The sequence below is a fragment of the Empedobacter sp. UBA5528 genome, from assembly GCF_002426075.1.
Classification (GTDB): Bacteria; Bacteroidota; Bacteroidia; order Flavobacteriales; family Weeksellaceae; genus Empedobacter; species Empedobacter falsenii_B.
In genome coordinates, this window is sequence record NZ_DINY01000006.1 from 1 (window position 1) to 17036 (window position 17036).

The following is a 17036-nucleotide window of genomic DNA, read 5'->3' on the forward strand; positions in this document are numbered from 1 at the left end:
AAATATTAATAAGCTAAAAACCAAAATTATTTAAAATGCACAACGGGTTAGATAACATATATTTTAAATATAAACCTCAACAGAAAACCTGTTGAGGTTTTTTTATGAACTAATATTTTAAAAATGTGGTTTATTTTTTAATAAAAACATCTATGCAAATAGACTGCACTGATGAGCTGTAAACTTGCAATAGAAATTAATTAGCGTTTAAAACTAAATTCACATAACGATGAAAAAAATTCTATCATTAGCTGTAGTTCTACTATCAATTAATATGTTGTATGCTCAAGAAAAAATCGAACAATTAACATATGAGAATACACAAGATATAAACTACTTTAATACCGTTAAAAATGGTACAGAAGTTACTCAATATATTACCAGTAGTAAAAATACTGTAAGTATTGGCGATACTTTAATTTTAGGTTCTCCTACGTCCGAAGAGATTAGAACAAAAACTGTAGCTGGTTCTTATGGTAATCAATTAAGAGGTGGTATAGGACAATCTAGAGGTGTTTCAAAAAAAACTTACGAATTTATACAAATGGGAAGACCTGCTGGTTTTGGTAATATAATGGCTGCAATGAATGGTGATGCTCCTAGTATGGCTGATAATAGTTTTAAAAATACGAAAGTCATTGTTAAAGAGATAAAAACGTTTCACAGAGGGAGTAAAAATAAACCTTTATATGTAGTAATGGTACTAGGTGAAATAAATGGAAGAGCATTTGGTGTTAATAAATATTTAAGTGTCATGGATTCAGAATTAGCAATAGAGTCTGGTGAAATACTATTAAAGAATAGAAAAATGACTCGTGAAGAAGCTATCGAAAAACTTAAAGAAGCTAAAGGATTAATGGAAATTGAAATGATGACGAAAGAAGAATTTGATCAATTAAAAGAAGAGTTAACTCCTATTATTAAACAATAAAAAATCATTACCAAACCTTAACTCCTTAGTTGAGGTTTTTTATTAATCCCCTAGTATAATTTTCATTCCCCATTAAAGAAATTTGTATCGAGAAGTAAGACGATAAACAGAATAAAATTATTTTTGAGTTATTTTATTGAGACAAAAAAAACCTCGAAAATAATTTTCGAGGTTTTGTATTTATTATTGAAATGATCTTCTTATTCTGCAATACTTGGAACTGAAATCAATTCGTTTGTATCAGCATCATAATCGATTTCATCAAAACTAAATCCAAACAATTGTAAGAACTCATCATGATAACCTTTGATATCAGAAATTTCTTTGATGTTCTCAGAAGTTACAATTTTCCATAAATCATCTACTTCTTTTTGTACATCTTCGCGCATTTCTAAATCATCGATACGAATACGTCCATTTTCATCCAAAGGAACTTCTCCATTTACAGTATACAAGCGCTCTGCAAACAAACGTTGCATTTGCTCTATTGTTCCTTCGTGAATTCCTTTTGCTTTCATTACTTTGTACAATAACGAAATATATAATGGCACAACTGGAATCGCAGAACTAGACTGTGTTACCAAAGCTTTGTTTACAGAAACGTAAGAAACACCATTCAAATCAGCTAATAATTCGTTGATAACAGGAACCGTTTTTTCTAAATCGTTTTTAGCCATACCAATCGATCCATCTTTGTAGATTCTATGCGTCAATTCTGGCCCTATGTATGAATAAGCAACAGTTTTTACGCCTTCAGCTAAAACACCAGCAGCTTTCAAATCTTCCATCCAAAATTTCCAATCCTCACCTCCCATTACAGCAATTGTATTATCAATTTCTTCTTGAGATTCAATCGGATCAATTGTAATATCGGTAACTTCTGCTGTATGAAAATCTACTGTTTTATTTGTAAATGGTTCACCAATTGGTTTAAGAACTGATGAATACGCAACACCTGTTTTTGGGTGTGTACGACGAGGCGAAGCTAAACTGTAAACTACTAAATCTACTTGACCTAAATCTTGTTTGATTAAATCAATCGTTTGTTGTTTAATCTCATCAGAAAAAGCATCTCCATTAATACTTTTTGCATACAAACCAGCTTCTTGTGCTTCTTTTTCAAAAGCAGCTGTGTTGTACCAACCCGCAGTCCCCGGTTTTCTTGGCGCAGCAGGTTTTTCAAAGAAAACACCTATTGTTGCAGCATTATATCCAAAAGCAGCTGTAATACGAGATGACAGACCAAAACCTGTCGAAGCTCCAATTACCAATACTTTTTTTGGTCCTTCGGCTGAAATATTTTTTGATTTTACGTACTCAATTTGATTGTGAACATTTTTTGCAGTTCCCTCAGGATGAGTCGTAATGCAAATAAAACCTCTTGTTCTTGGTTGAATAATCATTATACTTAATTTAGTCGCATAAATTTATAAAATAAATTCTATATAACGAAACGATCTTTTTGTACATAAAATCATTCTATTTTTGAGAAAATTAATAGAAATACAGATTTCGATTTACTACATTTACAACTACTCAAAACCTACTTACCTATGAAAGATATTCACATGGGCTATTTAATCAAAAAAAGAGTCGACGAACTTGGAATTGATATATCCCGTATCAAGGGCTTCTTCAAAACTTATTCTGAAAAGGAAATTAATGCCCAATATTTAAGCAAAAGTATACAAACAGACGATTTATTAAAATGGTCGAAGTTGTTGAAATATGATTTTTTTTAGAATTTATACACTGAAGAAAAAAAGAAATTTCTAATGAATACAATATCCCTAAAAACACTATTCATAATTGGATAAAAAACTCCTACCAAAAAATTAAATCTTATGATTTGAATTCTGTTCTAGAAATTTTAAAATTTCAGCAAAAAAATAATTATACCAATACGTATACTGCTGATAAGTTTAAAATCAGTCGAAACACTGTAGCTAAATGGCGTAAAATATATGAGTATAAAAAAACGGTTTCAAAAAGAAACCGTTTTTTTTATTTATCTATTATTTTTATCCTCTTTTATTACTTTATGTACCGCCAAAGTTGCAAACGGAATAAATGCGTACATCACATAAATAATAAAATCTTCATCGTCCCATTTATATATTCTTCTGACTCTAAAAAGTAAAATCAAATAAGCTGTAAACCAAAAACCGTGAAAACAACCAGCAAATGGCATTGGCAAAACATAACCGAATTGATATTTAATTGGCATTGTGACCAAAAATAAGAGCGTACAACTTATCGTTTCCCACACACATGATGTGCTAAACCATTTTTTTAACTTTTCGTCAGATACGTTTAACATTTTGCAAATTTAATCGTTTATTGATAGTAGAGGTATGATAATCATTAGTTAAAAAGTTTATTTTTACTCAATTATTGAAATAACTATTACTATTTATGATTATTAAACGTTATAATTATTACTATTCATGATAATTACACATAATAATTATCAATATTATTTATTAAATTTGTAAAAATCCAAAACCTTATAATTAATGCATGTAGATAATTTTATTTCAAAAAAATTCAATTTAGCTTTACCCTACTGGACAATTATCTGTCCCATTCTTGCCATTTTTTCATTAACAATAGCCGAAGGATTTAAAGATCAGATGTGGTTTTCTGGAGTCTTAGGAATCATTTTAATTTCAGCTGTTTTATCAGCTGTACATCACGCAGAAGTTGTAGCGCATAAAGTTGGTGAACCTTTCGGAACCATTATATTGGCTTTAGCTATTACAGTTATAGAAGTTTCGCTAATTGTTTCATTAATGATGTCCGAACCTACCGGCTTCCCTTCTGTTTTGGCAAGAGATACCGTTTTTGCTGCTGTAATGATTATTCTTACCGGAATTATCGGAATCTGTTTATTGGCTGGAGGAGTTCGTTATAGAGAACAGAACTTTATCAAACAAGGTGTTTCAACTGCTTTAATTACTTTAGTTGCAATATCTATATTGACCTTGGTTTTACCAAATTTTTTGACATCAGAAAAAGGAGGTGAATTCTCTTCTTCCCAGTTAATCTTTGTCGCAATTATTTCTCTTATTTTATATGGCGGATTTATTTCTGTCCAAACCATTCGTCATCGCGATTATTTCTTACCGCAAACTAGCAAAGATAATGTGACATCAGAATTACATGTCGAAAAACCAAATTTATTGACTACAATCTCGAGTTTAGTTTTATTATTAGTTGCTTTGTGTGCAGTTGTTTTATTATCAAAAAAATTATCGCCAACCATCGAAACAATTGTGATGGATTTAGGTGCTCCAAAATCATTGGTGGGAATTATAATTGCCGTAGTTATCTTATTACCAGAAGGTTTAGCCGCATATAAAGCCGCAAAACAAGACCGTTTACAAACAAGCCTTAACTTGGCTTTAGGCTCTGCTTTAGCATCAATTGGTTTAACAATTCCTGCGGTAGCAATTGTTTGTTATTTCACAGGATTAGAAGTCACATTAGGAATAGACGCAAAATCATCTATCTTATTAGTGTTATCCTTGTTCACCGTTTATTTATCATTAAATTCTGGTCGAACAAATATTCAGCAAGGAATTGTTTTATTAACACTTTTTGCGACATATTTATTTACAACAATAGTTCCTTAAAGGAAATTTAAAGACATAAAAAAACGACTCAAAATTTAATTTTGAGTCGTTTTTTCTATTATTTTTTTGGTAAAGAAACCATATTCGAATCTAACTTTTGATCTTTTTCTAAGAATATTTTTCCTCTCAAAATACTTTGAATTGTATTGATTAATTCTTTTTCGAAAGAATCTCTTAATTGAGATTGATGAAAAATTAACGAAACTTCGCGTGTTGGAACTGGTGACTCAAAGTTTTTGACAAATTTCTTATATTCTTGTGGCAAATCATCTGCAACCAAAGCAGGCAACAAAGTCATTCCGTATCCATCGTTCGCTAATTTAACTAAGGCTTCAAAACTTCCTGAATCTAACTTAATCGGACGATTTTTCAGATTAGAAGTATCACATAAAGCCAACACATTATTTCTGAAACAATGTCCTTCTTGCAAGATTAATAAATCAGAAGTGTTTAGATCATCTTCATTGATTTTATCTTTGTCAGATAAGCGATGCCCGTTTGGTACATAAGCCACCAATGGTTCATAATAAAGAGGTTTTTCGATAATTTGATCTTCGAAAAGTGGCGAAACCACAATACCAAAATCCAACGAACCATCTTTTATTCCTTTTATAATTTTATCCGTTTGCAATTCTTTGATAATAAGATTCGATTTCGGATTATTTTTCTGAAATGTTTTATAAAATAATGGTACCAAAGAAGGTAAAACAGTAGGAATAACACCAATAATGAAATCACCTTCTAACAAACCTTTTTCTTCGTTTACCAAGTGTTTCATTCGGTTAGCTTCCATTAAAATTGTTTTTGCTTGCGCAACAATTTTCTCTCCAATTTGAGTGATTTTGATTGGATGCGATGTTCTATCGAAAATATCAATATTCAATTCTTTTTCCAATTTCTGAATCTGCATACTCAATGTTGGTTGAGTTACAAAGGATTTATCAGCAGCAATTGTAAAGTTCTTATGCTCAGCCACTGCCAGCACATATTGTAATTGTACTAATGTCATATATAAAAATTGATATCTATAAATTTTTGTGATAAAGATATACATTATTATATTATCAATCTATATCTTAAATCATAATTTAATCCATAAAAAAAGCCCGAATAAATTCGAGCTTATCATTAAATATAAATTTAATTATTTGTTTAATTGTTTCTGAATTTCAGCTGTCCAATCTTGTAATTTTTTAGCATCTTCTGGTTTCAAAGTTTGAGTAAAACCTTGTAATTCTTTTTGAAAATCTACTGATTGTTTTGTCAATTCAGCTAATTTATTTGCATCACCAGCAGTTGCAGCTAATTTCATGTCAGCAGCCCATTTGTTGTATTTTCCAACAAATTCAGTAATTTTTGGATCAGAGAAAGTTGGTAAATCTTTTGCTACATCAGCAACTTTATCCATTGTCTCTTTTCCAGCTTCTACTTGCTCTTCTACTGTATTTGCTACATTTTCTTGCGTATTTTCTACTTTTGCATCTACTTTTTCTTTTTCAGATTTACAAGAAGATAAAGAAACTACACCTAATACTGCAGCAGCTAAAAATAATTTTTTCATTTTTAATTAGAGTTTTAAAGTTAATATTATTGATTGTTCAAGTTAAACAAATCTAACGATTTATTTCTGTTAAATTTTTAATTTTCTTTCGAGAATTGGACTTCATATAAATTGGCATAATAACCTTTCTGAGCCAACAATTCGCTATGTGTACCTTGCTCAACAATCATTCCATTATCCATCACAATAATTTTATCTGCATTTTGAATCGTCGCCAAACGATGTGCAATAATGATAGAAGTTCTACCTTGTGTTAGCTTATCCGTTGCTTTTTGTATCAATTCTTCCGACTCTGTATCAATAGAAGAAGTAGCCTCGTCCAACACCAAAATCTCTGGATTATAAATATATGCTCTCAAAAATGAAATCAATTGACGTTGACCTACAGAAAGTGTCGAACCACGCTCGCTTACCTCACTGTAATAGCCTTTTGGTAATGACATTATAAAATTATCAATTCCAATAATTTTCGCAGCATTTTGTACTTCTTCCAACGAAATATCTTTATTACCTAAAACAATATTGTCATAAATCGTTGTATTAAACAAGAAAACATCCTGCAAAACAACTGCAACGTGTTGACGTAAATTCTTCAATTCCATATCATGAATATTTACATCATCTATTTTAATTGTTCCAGAATCGATGTCATAAAAACGACTCAATAAATTAATTATAGTAGATTTTCCTGCACCTGTGGCACCTACAATTGCAATTTTTTCACCTGGTTTTGTCGAAAAAGAAATTCCTTTCAAAACCAAATTATTCGGAACATAAGAAAACTTCACATTTTCAAAATCGATTTTACCTTTTACATGATCCAATTTTATTGTTCCATTATCTGGCAAAGTTTGATCATCATCAATAATTTTGAACACACGATCCGCTCCTACCAACCCACGCTGAATCGTATTGAAACGCTCTGCAATTGCACGCATTGGCGCAGTTAACAACGTAACATATTGTGTAAAAGCAATCAAATCTCCGACAGAAACATCTCCATAAACAGCTGTTCTAAGCCCTCCAAACCAAATCAAACTTCCCGTTGCTAAAGCCGAAATAATATCGACAACAGGAAACATTAATGAAAAATAGAAAACTGTTTTTAGATAATTTTTCTTTAAATCATTATTAATCGAAACGAATTTATTGTATTCTGCTTGCTGACGATTAAAAACCTGAATAATATTCATTCCTGTTAATCGTTCTTGCACAAACGTATTTAATTTCGCCACAATTGTACGTTCTTCTTGGTAAACATTTTTCAATGCTTTTTGGAACAATCGTGTAATAATCATCATCAACGGAAGAATCACAATCACAACTGTTGCCAAAACCCAGTTCATCCAATACATCACAAAAACGATGAAAACGATTTTCAATACATCGCCTAACATCACTAAAATTCCGTCATTGAAAACCTCAGCAATCGTTTCAATATCAGAAACTGAACGTGTTACCAAAACTCCATTTGGCGTTTTATCGAAGTAACCAAGCTTGAATTTAATCAAATGATTATACAAACGAACGCGCAACAAACGGATAACTCGTTGTGCAACAACATTCGCTAAATAAACCATAAAAAAAGACAAAATTCCTTCGAAAACTAACACCAAAGATAGTTTCACGATTTGCATTTGAAGCCCTGGTAAATCTTTTGTCTGAATATAATCGTCGATGATATTTCCCGTTAAATACGGACGATAAACAGAAAAACACGCACTAAAAACCGCTACAAAAACCACCGACCAAAACATCACTTTGCTTTGTGCTCCGATTTGTAAAACACGTTTTAATCCATTAAAATCAAACGATGTATTCTCGTTATTTGAACTCATTTTTAAATAATTCTTTTGGATATTGAACATCTACCAAATACAATCCTTGCGCTGGTGCCGAAGCTCCTGCCGAAGAACGTTGTTTTTGTTCAATAATTTCTTCAAAATCGTGGATAGAAATTCTTCCTAATCCAACCTCAACCAATGTTCCAACAATTGCGCGCACCATATTTCGCAAAAAACGATCGGCAGTGATTTGAAAAACCAATTGTCCGTTTTCATTTTTGCGCCAAAACGCCTCTCTTACATCGCAAATATTTGTTTTCACATCGGTATGTAATTTAGCAAAACTTCCGAAATCTCCTTGCTTAATTAACAATTTTGCTGCTTCATTCATTTTTTCAATATCCAATTCTCGGTTAAAAATCCAAGCACTATCAAAAGCAAAAGGATCTTTGAAAGGTGAAATAAAATAATTGTACGAACGCGAAGTCGCATCAAAACGCGCATGCGCTTCATCATCCATCAAAAATAAACGATAAGCAGCGATGTCTTTTGGTAAAAAAGAATTTAATTTTTTGATTAAATCAACCGATAATTCATCTTCATAATCAAAATGAATAAACATCTTTTTCGCATGAACACCAGAGTCTGTACGCCCTGCACCGACAATCGAAATTTCTTTTCTTAAGATTTTAGACAATCTATCTTCAATAACTTCTTGAACCGAAATTTGATTGGGTTGAATTTGATAACCAAAATAATTTTTTCCGTTGTATGCTAATTCTAAAAAATATCGCAATTGTTGTAAATTTGAGCAACAAAAATACAACCTTTTGAAGAAAATTCTTTTACTTTCGGACACGCATTCTTATATCGACGATAGAATTTTGGAATATGCACAACAAGCAGACGAAATTTGGCATGCTGGAGATATTGGCGATATTTCTGTAACCGATAAATTGGCTGAAATAAAACCTTTGCGTGCTGTTTATGGAAATATTGATGATAATAAAGCTCGCGAAGAATTCCCGCTCAACAACAGATTTACGTTGGAAGGTGTTGATATTTGGATTACGCATATTGGCGGTTATCCAGGAAAATATAATCCTGCAATTCGAAAAGAAATCACAGAAAATCCTCCGAAATTATTTATTTGTGGACATTCACATATACTAAAAGTGATGCCTGATAAACAATTGGGTTTAATTCATATGAATCCTGGCGCAGTTGGTAAACACGGTTTTCAGAAAGTTCGTACGATGTTACGTTTTGAATTGAATAAAGGAAAAATTGAAAATTTAGAAGTGATTGAGTTTAAGAAATGATTTGCGAGGTTCGTAGCTCGAAATGCGAAATGCTGTAAGCGAAACTATAATTTTTTTGAATTATATTTAATGTAAAATGAATAAGCAAATTATTATAAACGGTTCTCACAATAGAGATGGTGACACAACGAAATTGATTCAAGAAATTTATCCTGAAATAGCTTGTTTAAAATTGATTGATTATACTATTGAACTTTATAATGATGATGAAACTTATTCTGACAAAGATCAATTCTTAGAAATCATTAATCAAATTATAGAATTTGAAGAAATAATTTTTGCGACACCGGTTTATTGGTATTCGATGAGTAGTTTGATGAAAATTTCTTTGATCGATTAATAAATTTAATTAGTTCTCAAGAAACAATTGGACGAAAATTAATGGGTAAAAAAGTACGTGTTATCACAAGTTCTATCGAAAATCATTTGGATGATAATTTCTTTTTACCTTTTATTGAAACTGCAAATTTTCTTCATTTAGAATATATTGGAAGAAAACATTATTTGAAGCAAAACAACGTATAATAACGAAGTTTGAATTACTATTTAGGAAATGAATAAGCGAAGTTCGCATTTCGAGTTTTGCACTTCTAACCTCCCTTTATTTGGCCAACTTGAATTCTTTCAGAATTGTAATAAACTTCGGATTAGTGATATATTCTCTAAATTCGTGCGAATCTTGTCCGGAAAAATCAGTTTCTTCTAAAAATGTATAATTTTTAGAAAGTTCATCAAACAAATCTTTTTTGTAACCAAAATCTGTCGCAATCAAACTTCGAGATAAAAATCCAATCTTTCCTTTCCCTAATACATAATCCGTGTCATTTATCGTGATATGCATACGTTTTAATTGAGGTGTAAACGTTTTTAATTGATTATTATCCAACGTAAAATCAACTTTTCCAATTGCAGGCGCCAACATAATACTATAAATTTTATTGTTATTTTCTAACAAAGTTTCTGCATTCGTAAAATCCACATGATGCGCATTTTCAGCACGTTTTATTTCACTTTCGCGTAACGAAGGATTCACAAGTGAACTCAAAACAACCGATGCGCCACGACTATGCGAAATCAAATAAACATCTTTGTTATGAATGACATTCAAAATTCTACGAAGTCCAAAAACGCCCGCCATTTGGCTATTTGTCGTTGCACTTACCCAAACTTTTGCTGCTCCAAAAAGACTTTCGTTCACCAATCCATCCCAATAAAAATTAATTACCTCATCATTCGAAGAATTAATATTCATATAAGTTTTGGCTTTGTTGTAATTTTTCAAGCTAAACATATAATCATTGTCAATTCCATGCACAAAAATGATGACACGTTTCTTATTTTTAACTCTTTTTTCGATATTTTTCAAACGCAAACTTTCATAAGAAGTTAATTGATTTTGAAAATTGCTTTCAGTCGCAATTTTCATTAATGAATAATCTCTACGACTTGCATTTTTAGGAGGTTTACCATACGATTTCAACCAATTATCTGGGTAAAAATTTCCGTTTTGATCCACAAAAGAACTTGTTGTATTTGGTTGAATAAAATTATTTGGATTCTGAGAGGTTGGCACATTATGTATTGCTGCACATGACGTTAAAAAACTAATCACGAAGATATAAAACAAGTTTTTCATATGATAAAAATTGGTATGCGAAGTAACTACAATTTTCTTTATTTCGCAATAGATTTTGTACCTTCAACCATAAGTTTAACAAGGTTTTAAGTGAAATATACAATCAAACAAATTTTAGCCGAAACAAATCATCGTGCTTGGCAATATCCTTCAAAATCGTGGAAATATTATCAAGAATGGAACAAAGCTTTATTTTTTCATTACAGAATTGACAAAGAAATTTTGAGAGAATTAGTTCCAAAAGATTTAGAAATTGATGAAATAAATGATTCTGCTTGGGTTTCGCTTGTCGCCTTTACAATGGAAAAAATTCGACCTCGCTTTTTTCCTGCATTCTCTCCTATTTCTGATTTTGACGAAATTAATTTGAGAACCTATGTGACAAAAGACGAAAAACCTGGCGTTTATTTTTTATCGATTGAAGCTGGAAAATTATTTTCTGCAATTTTAGCTAAATCATTATCAGGTTTACCATACGAAAAATCAAATATCAACAGAACCGAAAATTCTTATCAAGCCAATCATCCCAAACGAAATTTCTCTTTATTAACGGATTTCCATGTTGGAATGCAAGTAAAACACAAAACTGAATTGGATTTATTTTTGACTGAACGATATTGTTTGTATTTGGAAGATCACAATCAATTGTTTCGTTATGAAATTCAACATTTACCATGGAAAATCAATCAACTTGAATTAGATTTTTTAACGATTGATTACCAACTTCAAGATTTAAATATCCATTCGAGACCAGATTTAGTGCATTATTCAGAAGGTGTGCAAGTTGTCGCTTGGGAGAAAGAAAGAGTTTAACAATTAAATTTTCTTCTTCAACAAATGTTGCATTCCATTGAACCATTCACGTTGAGAACCGTCATCTATATAACCGACTTTTAGATACAAATCATATGCTGATTTATTGTTGAAATTAACCGCTAAAACCAATTCATCAATTGTAGGAAAATTATCTTTTACAAAATCATCCATCAAATTCATAGAAATTTTTCCGTAACCCTTTCCTTGAAATTCTGGATTTATCGATAAAGAACGCAACAACAACGAATTCGTATTATTCGTCATCTCCAATTTATCGTCACCATAATCTAACACAAAAAAACCAATTGGCACTTCATCTAACAAAATTGTAATTGGTTTTGCATGTCCATCTGTGCGTAATTTCAAACGCTCAAAAGTCTCGCTAGGCAAGGCTGTAAAAGGAATTTGGTCTTCTGGCAAATTGTATAACAAAGCATCGTGATGTTTGGTTTCTGTATGTTTGAGTTGAATTGTCGACATGCTAATTATTTTAATTAAAATTAATCAAAACATTCTAAATCTTATGTAAAAACAACAAGGTTTATCTATTAAATTTTAACGAATTATCAATAAAAATTTAAAATCATTCTAACTAAAATACTTTTTAAATTGTAGATAATTTCAATCTAAAATCTACAATTATGGATAATCAAAATAAGTTAAATATTCAAATCGGGACAACTCAAAATACAGATGGTATCTATGTAGAAGTCACAGAAAATGGACCTTATATCTTGCACGGAAAACCTAAAATTGTTCAGCAATTTATCGTTCCAAATCAGCAAGGAATTTCTATCAATTACCAAGAAGGAGAAGAATTTGAAGCAAAAGATGCAACTTATATTTGTCGTTGTGGATTATCCCAGCACAAACCTTATTGTGATGGTTCGCATAAAAAAGCAACAGAAAATGGTGTGGATTTAACTGAAAAAGCAACTTTCAATCCCGAATTATTAACTGCAGAAGTTATAGAAGGACCTGTTGTTTCGCTCACTGATGACGAAAAATTATGTGCTTTTGCTCGATTTTGTGACAATGGAAAACGTATTTGGAACCAAGTTGAAGATTCTACACAAAACTCTGTTGATTTGAGTGTTGAAATGGCACATCATTGTCCTTCTGGACGGTTGATTGTTTGGGATGAAAATAATCAACCAATTGAAGATGATAACACCTCAGCTTCTGTTGGAATTATTGAAGATGTTGCGAATGATTTGAGTGGTCCTTATGCATTATGGGGAGGAATTCCGCTAAAAAGTGCGAATGGCGAATATTACGAAGTGCGAAATCGACAAACAATTTGCCGTTGTGGACAATCTTCTAATAAGCCTTTTTGTGATGGAACACATGCTTCTATGAGATTTCAAGATGGATTACCAAAGCAACCAAAAGCAGACGGGAAAGTTTTTTAATAAAATGATATTAACATAAAAACGCTCAAGAAAATCCTGAGCGTTTTATGTTAATAATGATGTTTATATTTTTAATTATTAATAACACCAGAACCTAAAAGTTCGTCATCAACATACCACGCACAGAATTGACCTTCTGTAATTGCAGATTGAGGATTTTCGAACTCGACATACATTCCGTTTTCAGCTTTGTGTAAAATTGCTTTTTGCAAAGGTTGACGGTAACGAATACGCGCCATCACTTCCATTGTTTCGTCTGTTTTTAAAGTTAAATCTTCGCGAACCCAATGTACTTCTTCCTCTTTTATAAACAATGCTTTCTTCAACAAACCTGGGTGATTTGCACCTTGACCTGTGTAAACAACATTTGTCTCTACATCTGTATCAATAATAAACAAAGGTTCTACTTTTCCTCCAACTCCCAATCCTTTTCGTTGACCGCGAGTGAAATAATGTGCACCTTGATGTTTACCTACAATATCTCCGTCTTCTTGTTTATATGAGAAACCTTTTGCTTCGAAATCTAATGCTTCATATTTATTTGCAAAAGTTGGAATTTCTCTTTTATATCCGTTCCAATCTTTGGCTATTTCTACAATTACACCTTCTTTTGGTTTTAATTGTTGTTGCAAAAATTCGGGTAAACTAACTTTTCCAATAAAACATAAACCTTGCGAATCTTTCTTATTCGCTGTAACCAAGCCTTGCTCTTGCGCAATTCTTCTTACTTCTGGTTTTTCTATATCTCCAATTGGGAATAATGCTTTGCTTAATTGATCTTGCGACAATTGACACAAGAAATACGATTGATCTTTATTGTTATCATAACCTTTTAACAATTGAAAAATCTCTTTTCCATTTTCATCAATTGTAGAAGTTTTTCGTGCATAATGTCCTGTTGCAACGTAATCTGCTCCAAGTTCTAAAGCTGTTTTCAAAAACAAATCGAACTTAATTTCTCGGTTACACAACACATCAGGATTTGGTGTTCTTCCTTGCTCGTATTCATTGAACATATAATCTACAATACGTTCTTTGTACGAATCAGACATATCAATGACCTGAAAAGGAATATCTAATTTTTTAGCTACCAACAAAGCGTCTGCACTATCTTCTATCCATGGGCATTCATCTTCCAACGTTACTGATGCATCGTTCCAATTACGCATAAATAATCCGATCACATCATAGCCTTGCTCTTTTAGCAAATAGGCTGTAACACTTGAATCTACTCCTCCAGAAAGTCCTACGACAACTCTTTTCATCTTAAAAAATTTCAGTCTACAAAGTTATAAAATAATATTCGACGAATGACGATCCAACATCAATCTATTTTTTGAATGAGTTTGACTGAAAAAATAGGATAAAAATAAGGGTACAAATTCCAGTTAAAAATGGATAATATAAGTTTGATAAAACATCAACCGAAGAAACCTTTGTTCTACTTGAAATTGTATTTGCAGCAGCAACAGCAGCCAAAACTTGTGCACCATAAGGTAAGATTCCTTGTACAAAACATGAAACCGTATCCAAAATACTTGCCACACGTTTTCCCTCTAAATCATGATGATCAGAAATATCTTTTGCAATTTTACCACAAATCAAAATTGTAATCGTGTTATTTGCCAAACAAGCATTCGCCAAAGCTGTAAGCGATGCAATACTCATCTCAGCCTGACGTTTTGTTTTAATATTTTTGGTTAGATGATAAATGATAAAATCTAATCCGCCATTCAAACGAATAATTCCAACAATTCCACCAATAATTAAACAAATAATACTCAACTCAAACATTCCTTTAAAACCTTCATTAATAGAAGATACTAAGTCTAGTAAAGGAACACCAGAATAGAACAAACCAATTCCAAAAAACGAAAGAATTCCTACAATTAAAGCCCAAATCACATTAATTCCAGAGATTGCTAGTCCAAAAACTAATAGATAAGGTAAGATTAAAATCAAGTCAAAATCTAACTGTTTTCCTTGGAAATTGGTTGTGTCAAAATGTTGAGAAAGTGAAAAATATATAATCGTCGAAACAATAGCTGCTGGAACTACTATTCGAAAATTAGTTTTAAATTTAGATTTCATGGTCACTTCTTGCGTACGTGTTGCAGCAATTGTTGTATCAGAAATAAATGATAAATTATCGCCAAACATCGCTCCACCAACCACTGCACCTAACAAAATTGGCATAGAACCTGGGATCATTTTATCCATTTGCACTGCAATCGGAGCAACAGTTACAATTGTTCCAACCGATGTTCCCAAAGCAGTCGCAATAAAACAAGACAACAAAAAGAAACCTGCTACAATAAAGGAAGAAGGAAGATAATTCAAAAATAAATTCACTGTTGATTCTACAGCACCAATTGTAGATCCTAAACTTCCAAACGCTCCAGCGAGAAGAAAAATTAAAATCATCAACATAATTGTTTCTTCACCCGCATTCTTACAAAAAGCCTCGGCTTTCGTATGAAATGAAACCTTAGGGAATTGAACAAATGCAATTACGAGCGCCAACATGAAAACAACCAATGCTGGAACGGAGTAAAAATCGTTTAGATAAATAGATGCCGAAAAATAGACAAGTATGAAAATGATTAAAGGCAATAAAGCCCAAAAATTTCCTTTTTTTATGATCATATTACTAAAAATTCAGAAAAATATTCTGCAAATATCTATCGAAATTTTAAATCATGAAAATCAAATATTTATTGATTTATAAGTTTTTAGGACAGTAGAATAAAAAAAGGAACATCTTTCGAAAGATATTCCTTCATTTAGAAAAATTTTCTAAAAACTGTATTTTTATTTCGCAATTAATTTATTTGTTTGTGAAATTGCGCGCTCATTTTTTTCTTCAATCCAAGTTTTACCTTTTATTTTTCGCATCACATTATCGTATGTACGCATCAAAAATATGTTATAAATCGCTTCGGACAAATTTTTTGGTTTATGTGCCAACGAACGCAAACTCATCGAGAAACCTGGCGTCAAATATTTCATATAATGCCACCAACCTTCTGGCATATAAAGCATTTCTCCGTGTTTTAAGTCTGCTACCATCGGATTTATATTTTTCAGCGCTGGCCATTTATCAAAATCAGGATTATCAAAATCAATATCTTCTCGACAAATTACCGAATGCGGAATTTTGTACATGTATTTCGAATCCTTTGGCGGAACAATAATACAACGTTTTTTTCCTGCAAAATGAAAATGTAAAATATTCGCTAAATCGATATCATAATGCATAAAAACATTCGATCCTTCACCTCCAAAAAATAACATTGGCATCGATTTGAAAAGATTCAAACCCAAATCTGGCATTTTATAATCTTGTTGCAATTGCGGAACTTGACTCATCAAATTGTACAAAAATATACGCAAATCTGTCGGCTCACTTTGCAACAAATCTACATATTCAGACATTTTCATCTTTGCTATTGGTTCATTTACTTTCTTCGTATAATCAACCGGATCATTATTGTATAAAGGGACAACCTTGTTGCCTGCAACTTGTTTTATATACTCAAAATTCCACTTTTCGTACGCAGGCCAATCCTCTGTAATTCGCTCTACTACAACTGGTTTTTGAGGTTTAACGTAATATTTCTGAAAATCTTTTGCAGAAATACTTTCTACTCTTTCAACTTCTGTGAAATTAAAATTCATCTTTTATGTAAAATAAAGTGCAAATTTACTTAACTTTTTTGTTAAATCTGAACGATGCAATTATTAAACCAATCTTTTTTAAATATGATTTAATAATTATTTCTGATTTGATAATTTATTAAATATACATTGAACTTTACTATAACTGATGATAGAAAATACATCAATTCTTTCATTATCTTTACATTGAATTTTTAAAATCTATTCGTTGAACACAAAAAATCTTTTTTTTTCCTTTTTTTTTATTCTGCTGAATACATT

Annotated in this window: 19 protein-coding genes; 8 read left to right on the top strand and 11 right to left on the bottom strand. The window is 31.5% G+C overall.

Going from position 1 to position 17036, the window contains the following annotated elements:
- Positions 1 to 229: 229 nt before the first annotated feature.
- Entirely contained in the window at positions 230 to 931 is a 702-nt protein-coding gene (locus B4L98_RS01955; protein ID WP_291077408.1) for a hypothetical protein, read from the top strand.
- Between the two features lie 200 nt (positions 932 to 1131).
- Here the strand turns inward: B4L98_RS01955 and fabV are convergent, their stop codons facing one another.
- Entirely contained in the window at positions 1132 to 2334 is a 1203-nt protein-coding gene (gene fabV / locus B4L98_RS01960; protein WP_291077410.1) for an enoyl-ACP reductase FabV, read from the bottom strand.
- Between the two features lie 150 nt (positions 2335 to 2484).
- On the opposite strand from fabV, the gene B4L98_RS01965 reads away from it, so the two are divergent.
- Positions 2485 to 2673 carry a hypothetical protein gene (locus B4L98_RS01965; RefSeq protein WP_312350364.1) on the top strand — a complete coding sequence of 63 codons (189 nt, stop codon included), beginning with the start codon at positions 2485 to 2487 and terminating at the stop codon, positions 2671 to 2673.
- 266 nt (positions 2674 to 2939) lie between these two features.
- Here B4L98_RS01965 and B4L98_RS01970 read toward each other — a convergent pair whose 3' ends face one another.
- Positions 2940 to 3251, bottom strand: a complete 312-nt coding sequence (locus tag B4L98_RS01970) for a DUF3817 domain-containing protein (protein WP_188319693.1) — start codon at positions 3249 to 3251, stop codon at positions 2940 to 2942.
- A gap of 196 nt (positions 3252 to 3447) precedes the next feature.
- On the opposite strand from B4L98_RS01970, the gene B4L98_RS01975 reads away from it, so the two are divergent.
- Entirely contained in the window at positions 3448 to 4566 is a 1119-nt protein-coding gene (locus tag B4L98_RS01975) for a calcium:proton antiporter (RefSeq protein WP_284584058.1), read from the top strand.
- Positions 4567 to 4624: 58 nt separating this feature from the next.
- On the opposite strand, the gene B4L98_RS01980 is transcribed toward B4L98_RS01975, so the two are convergent.
- The 4 genes from B4L98_RS01980 to truA all read right to left on the bottom strand — a co-directional run bounded on the left by B4L98_RS01980 (position 4625) and on the right by truA (position 8707).
- Complete coding sequence (locus B4L98_RS01980; RefSeq protein WP_038333906.1) at positions 4625 to 5575, bottom strand: LysR substrate-binding domain-containing protein; 951 nt, start codon at positions 5573 to 5575, stop codon at positions 4625 to 4627.
- A gap of 135 nt (positions 5576 to 5710) precedes the next feature.
- Positions 5711 to 6127, bottom strand: a complete 417-nt coding sequence (locus tag B4L98_RS01985; protein ID WP_280062513.1) for a hypothetical protein — start codon at positions 6125 to 6127, stop codon at positions 5711 to 5713.
- 77 nt (positions 6128 to 6204) lie between these two features.
- Positions 6205 to 7965 carry an ABC transporter ATP-binding protein gene (locus tag B4L98_RS01990; RefSeq protein WP_291077413.1) on the bottom strand — a complete coding sequence of 587 codons (1761 nt, stop codon included), beginning with the start codon at positions 7963 to 7965 and terminating at the stop codon, positions 6205 to 6207.
- On the bottom strand, positions 7952 to 8707 hold the full coding sequence (truA, locus tag B4L98_RS01995; RefSeq protein WP_219034551.1) for a tRNA pseudouridine(38-40) synthase TruA: 756 nt from the start codon (positions 8705 to 8707) through the stop codon (positions 7952 to 7954). The genes B4L98_RS01990 and truA overlap by 14 nt, the downstream gene beginning before the upstream one ends.
- Positions 8708 to 8741: 34 nt before the next feature.
- Here truA and B4L98_RS02000 point away from each other — a divergent pair, with 34 nt between their 5' ends.
- The 3 genes from B4L98_RS02000 (at position 8742) to B4L98_RS02010 (ending at position 9758) form a co-directional block, all read left to right on the top strand.
- On the top strand, positions 8742 to 9233 hold the full coding sequence (locus B4L98_RS02000; protein ID WP_291077415.1) for a metallophosphoesterase family protein: 492 nt from the start codon (positions 8742 to 8744) through the stop codon (positions 9231 to 9233).
- 76 nt (positions 9234 to 9309) lie between these two features.
- The gene (locus B4L98_RS02005) at positions 9310 to 9573 is read left to right on the top strand and encodes a flavodoxin family protein (RefSeq protein WP_291059348.1); all 264 of its coding nucleotides are present in this window, start codon (positions 9310 to 9312) and stop codon (positions 9571 to 9573) included.
- A gap of 41 nt (positions 9574 to 9614) precedes the next feature.
- Complete coding sequence (locus B4L98_RS02010; RefSeq protein WP_286495393.1) at positions 9615 to 9758, top strand: hypothetical protein; 144 nt, start codon at positions 9615 to 9617, stop codon at positions 9756 to 9758.
- 76 nt (positions 9759 to 9834) lie between these two features.
- Here B4L98_RS02010 and B4L98_RS02015 read toward each other — a convergent pair whose 3' ends face one another.
- Positions 9835 to 10869: an alpha/beta hydrolase gene (locus B4L98_RS02015; protein WP_291077417.1), complete on the bottom strand. Its 1035-nt coding sequence runs from the start codon at positions 10867 to 10869 to the stop codon at positions 9835 to 9837.
- A gap of 90 nt (positions 10870 to 10959) precedes the next feature.
- On the opposite strand from B4L98_RS02015, the gene B4L98_RS02020 reads away from it, so the two are divergent.
- Positions 10960 to 11682, top strand: coding sequence for a YqjF family protein (locus tag B4L98_RS02020; RefSeq protein WP_291063211.1), 723 nt, complete (start codon positions 10960 to 10962; stop codon positions 11680 to 11682).
- A 3-nt stretch (positions 11683 to 11685) separates the two neighbouring features.
- Here B4L98_RS02020 and B4L98_RS02025 read toward each other — a convergent pair whose 3' ends face one another.
- Positions 11686 to 12165 carry a GNAT family N-acetyltransferase gene (locus tag B4L98_RS02025; RefSeq protein WP_291077418.1) on the bottom strand — a complete coding sequence of 160 codons (480 nt, stop codon included), beginning with the start codon at positions 12163 to 12165 and terminating at the stop codon, positions 11686 to 11688.
- Positions 12166 to 12326: 161 nt separating this feature from the next.
- Here B4L98_RS02025 and B4L98_RS02030 point away from each other — a divergent pair, with 161 nt between their 5' ends.
- A complete protein-coding gene (locus B4L98_RS02030; protein WP_286495388.1) occupies positions 12327 to 13097 on the top strand; it encodes a CDGSH iron-sulfur domain-containing protein in 771 nt (256 codons plus the stop codon).
- Between the two features lie 71 nt (positions 13098 to 13168).
- On the opposite strand, the gene mnmA is transcribed toward B4L98_RS02030, so the two are convergent.
- From mnmA to B4L98_RS02045, 3 genes are all read right to left on the bottom strand, one after another.
- Positions 13169 to 14362, bottom strand: coding sequence for a tRNA 2-thiouridine(34) synthase MnmA (gene mnmA, locus B4L98_RS02035; RefSeq protein ID WP_291077420.1), 1194 nt, complete (start codon positions 14360 to 14362; stop codon positions 13169 to 13171).
- Between the two features lie 64 nt (positions 14363 to 14426).
- On the bottom strand, positions 14427 to 15743 hold the full coding sequence (locus tag B4L98_RS02040) for a Na+/H+ antiporter NhaC family protein (protein WP_291077421.1): 1317 nt from the start codon (positions 15741 to 15743) through the stop codon (positions 14427 to 14429).
- A 165-nt stretch (positions 15744 to 15908) separates the two neighbouring features.
- On the bottom strand, positions 15909 to 16775 hold the full coding sequence (locus tag B4L98_RS02045; RefSeq protein ID WP_291077423.1) for a cupin-like domain-containing protein: 867 nt from the start codon (positions 16773 to 16775) through the stop codon (positions 15909 to 15911).
- Positions 16776 to 17036 lie beyond the last annotated feature (261 nt).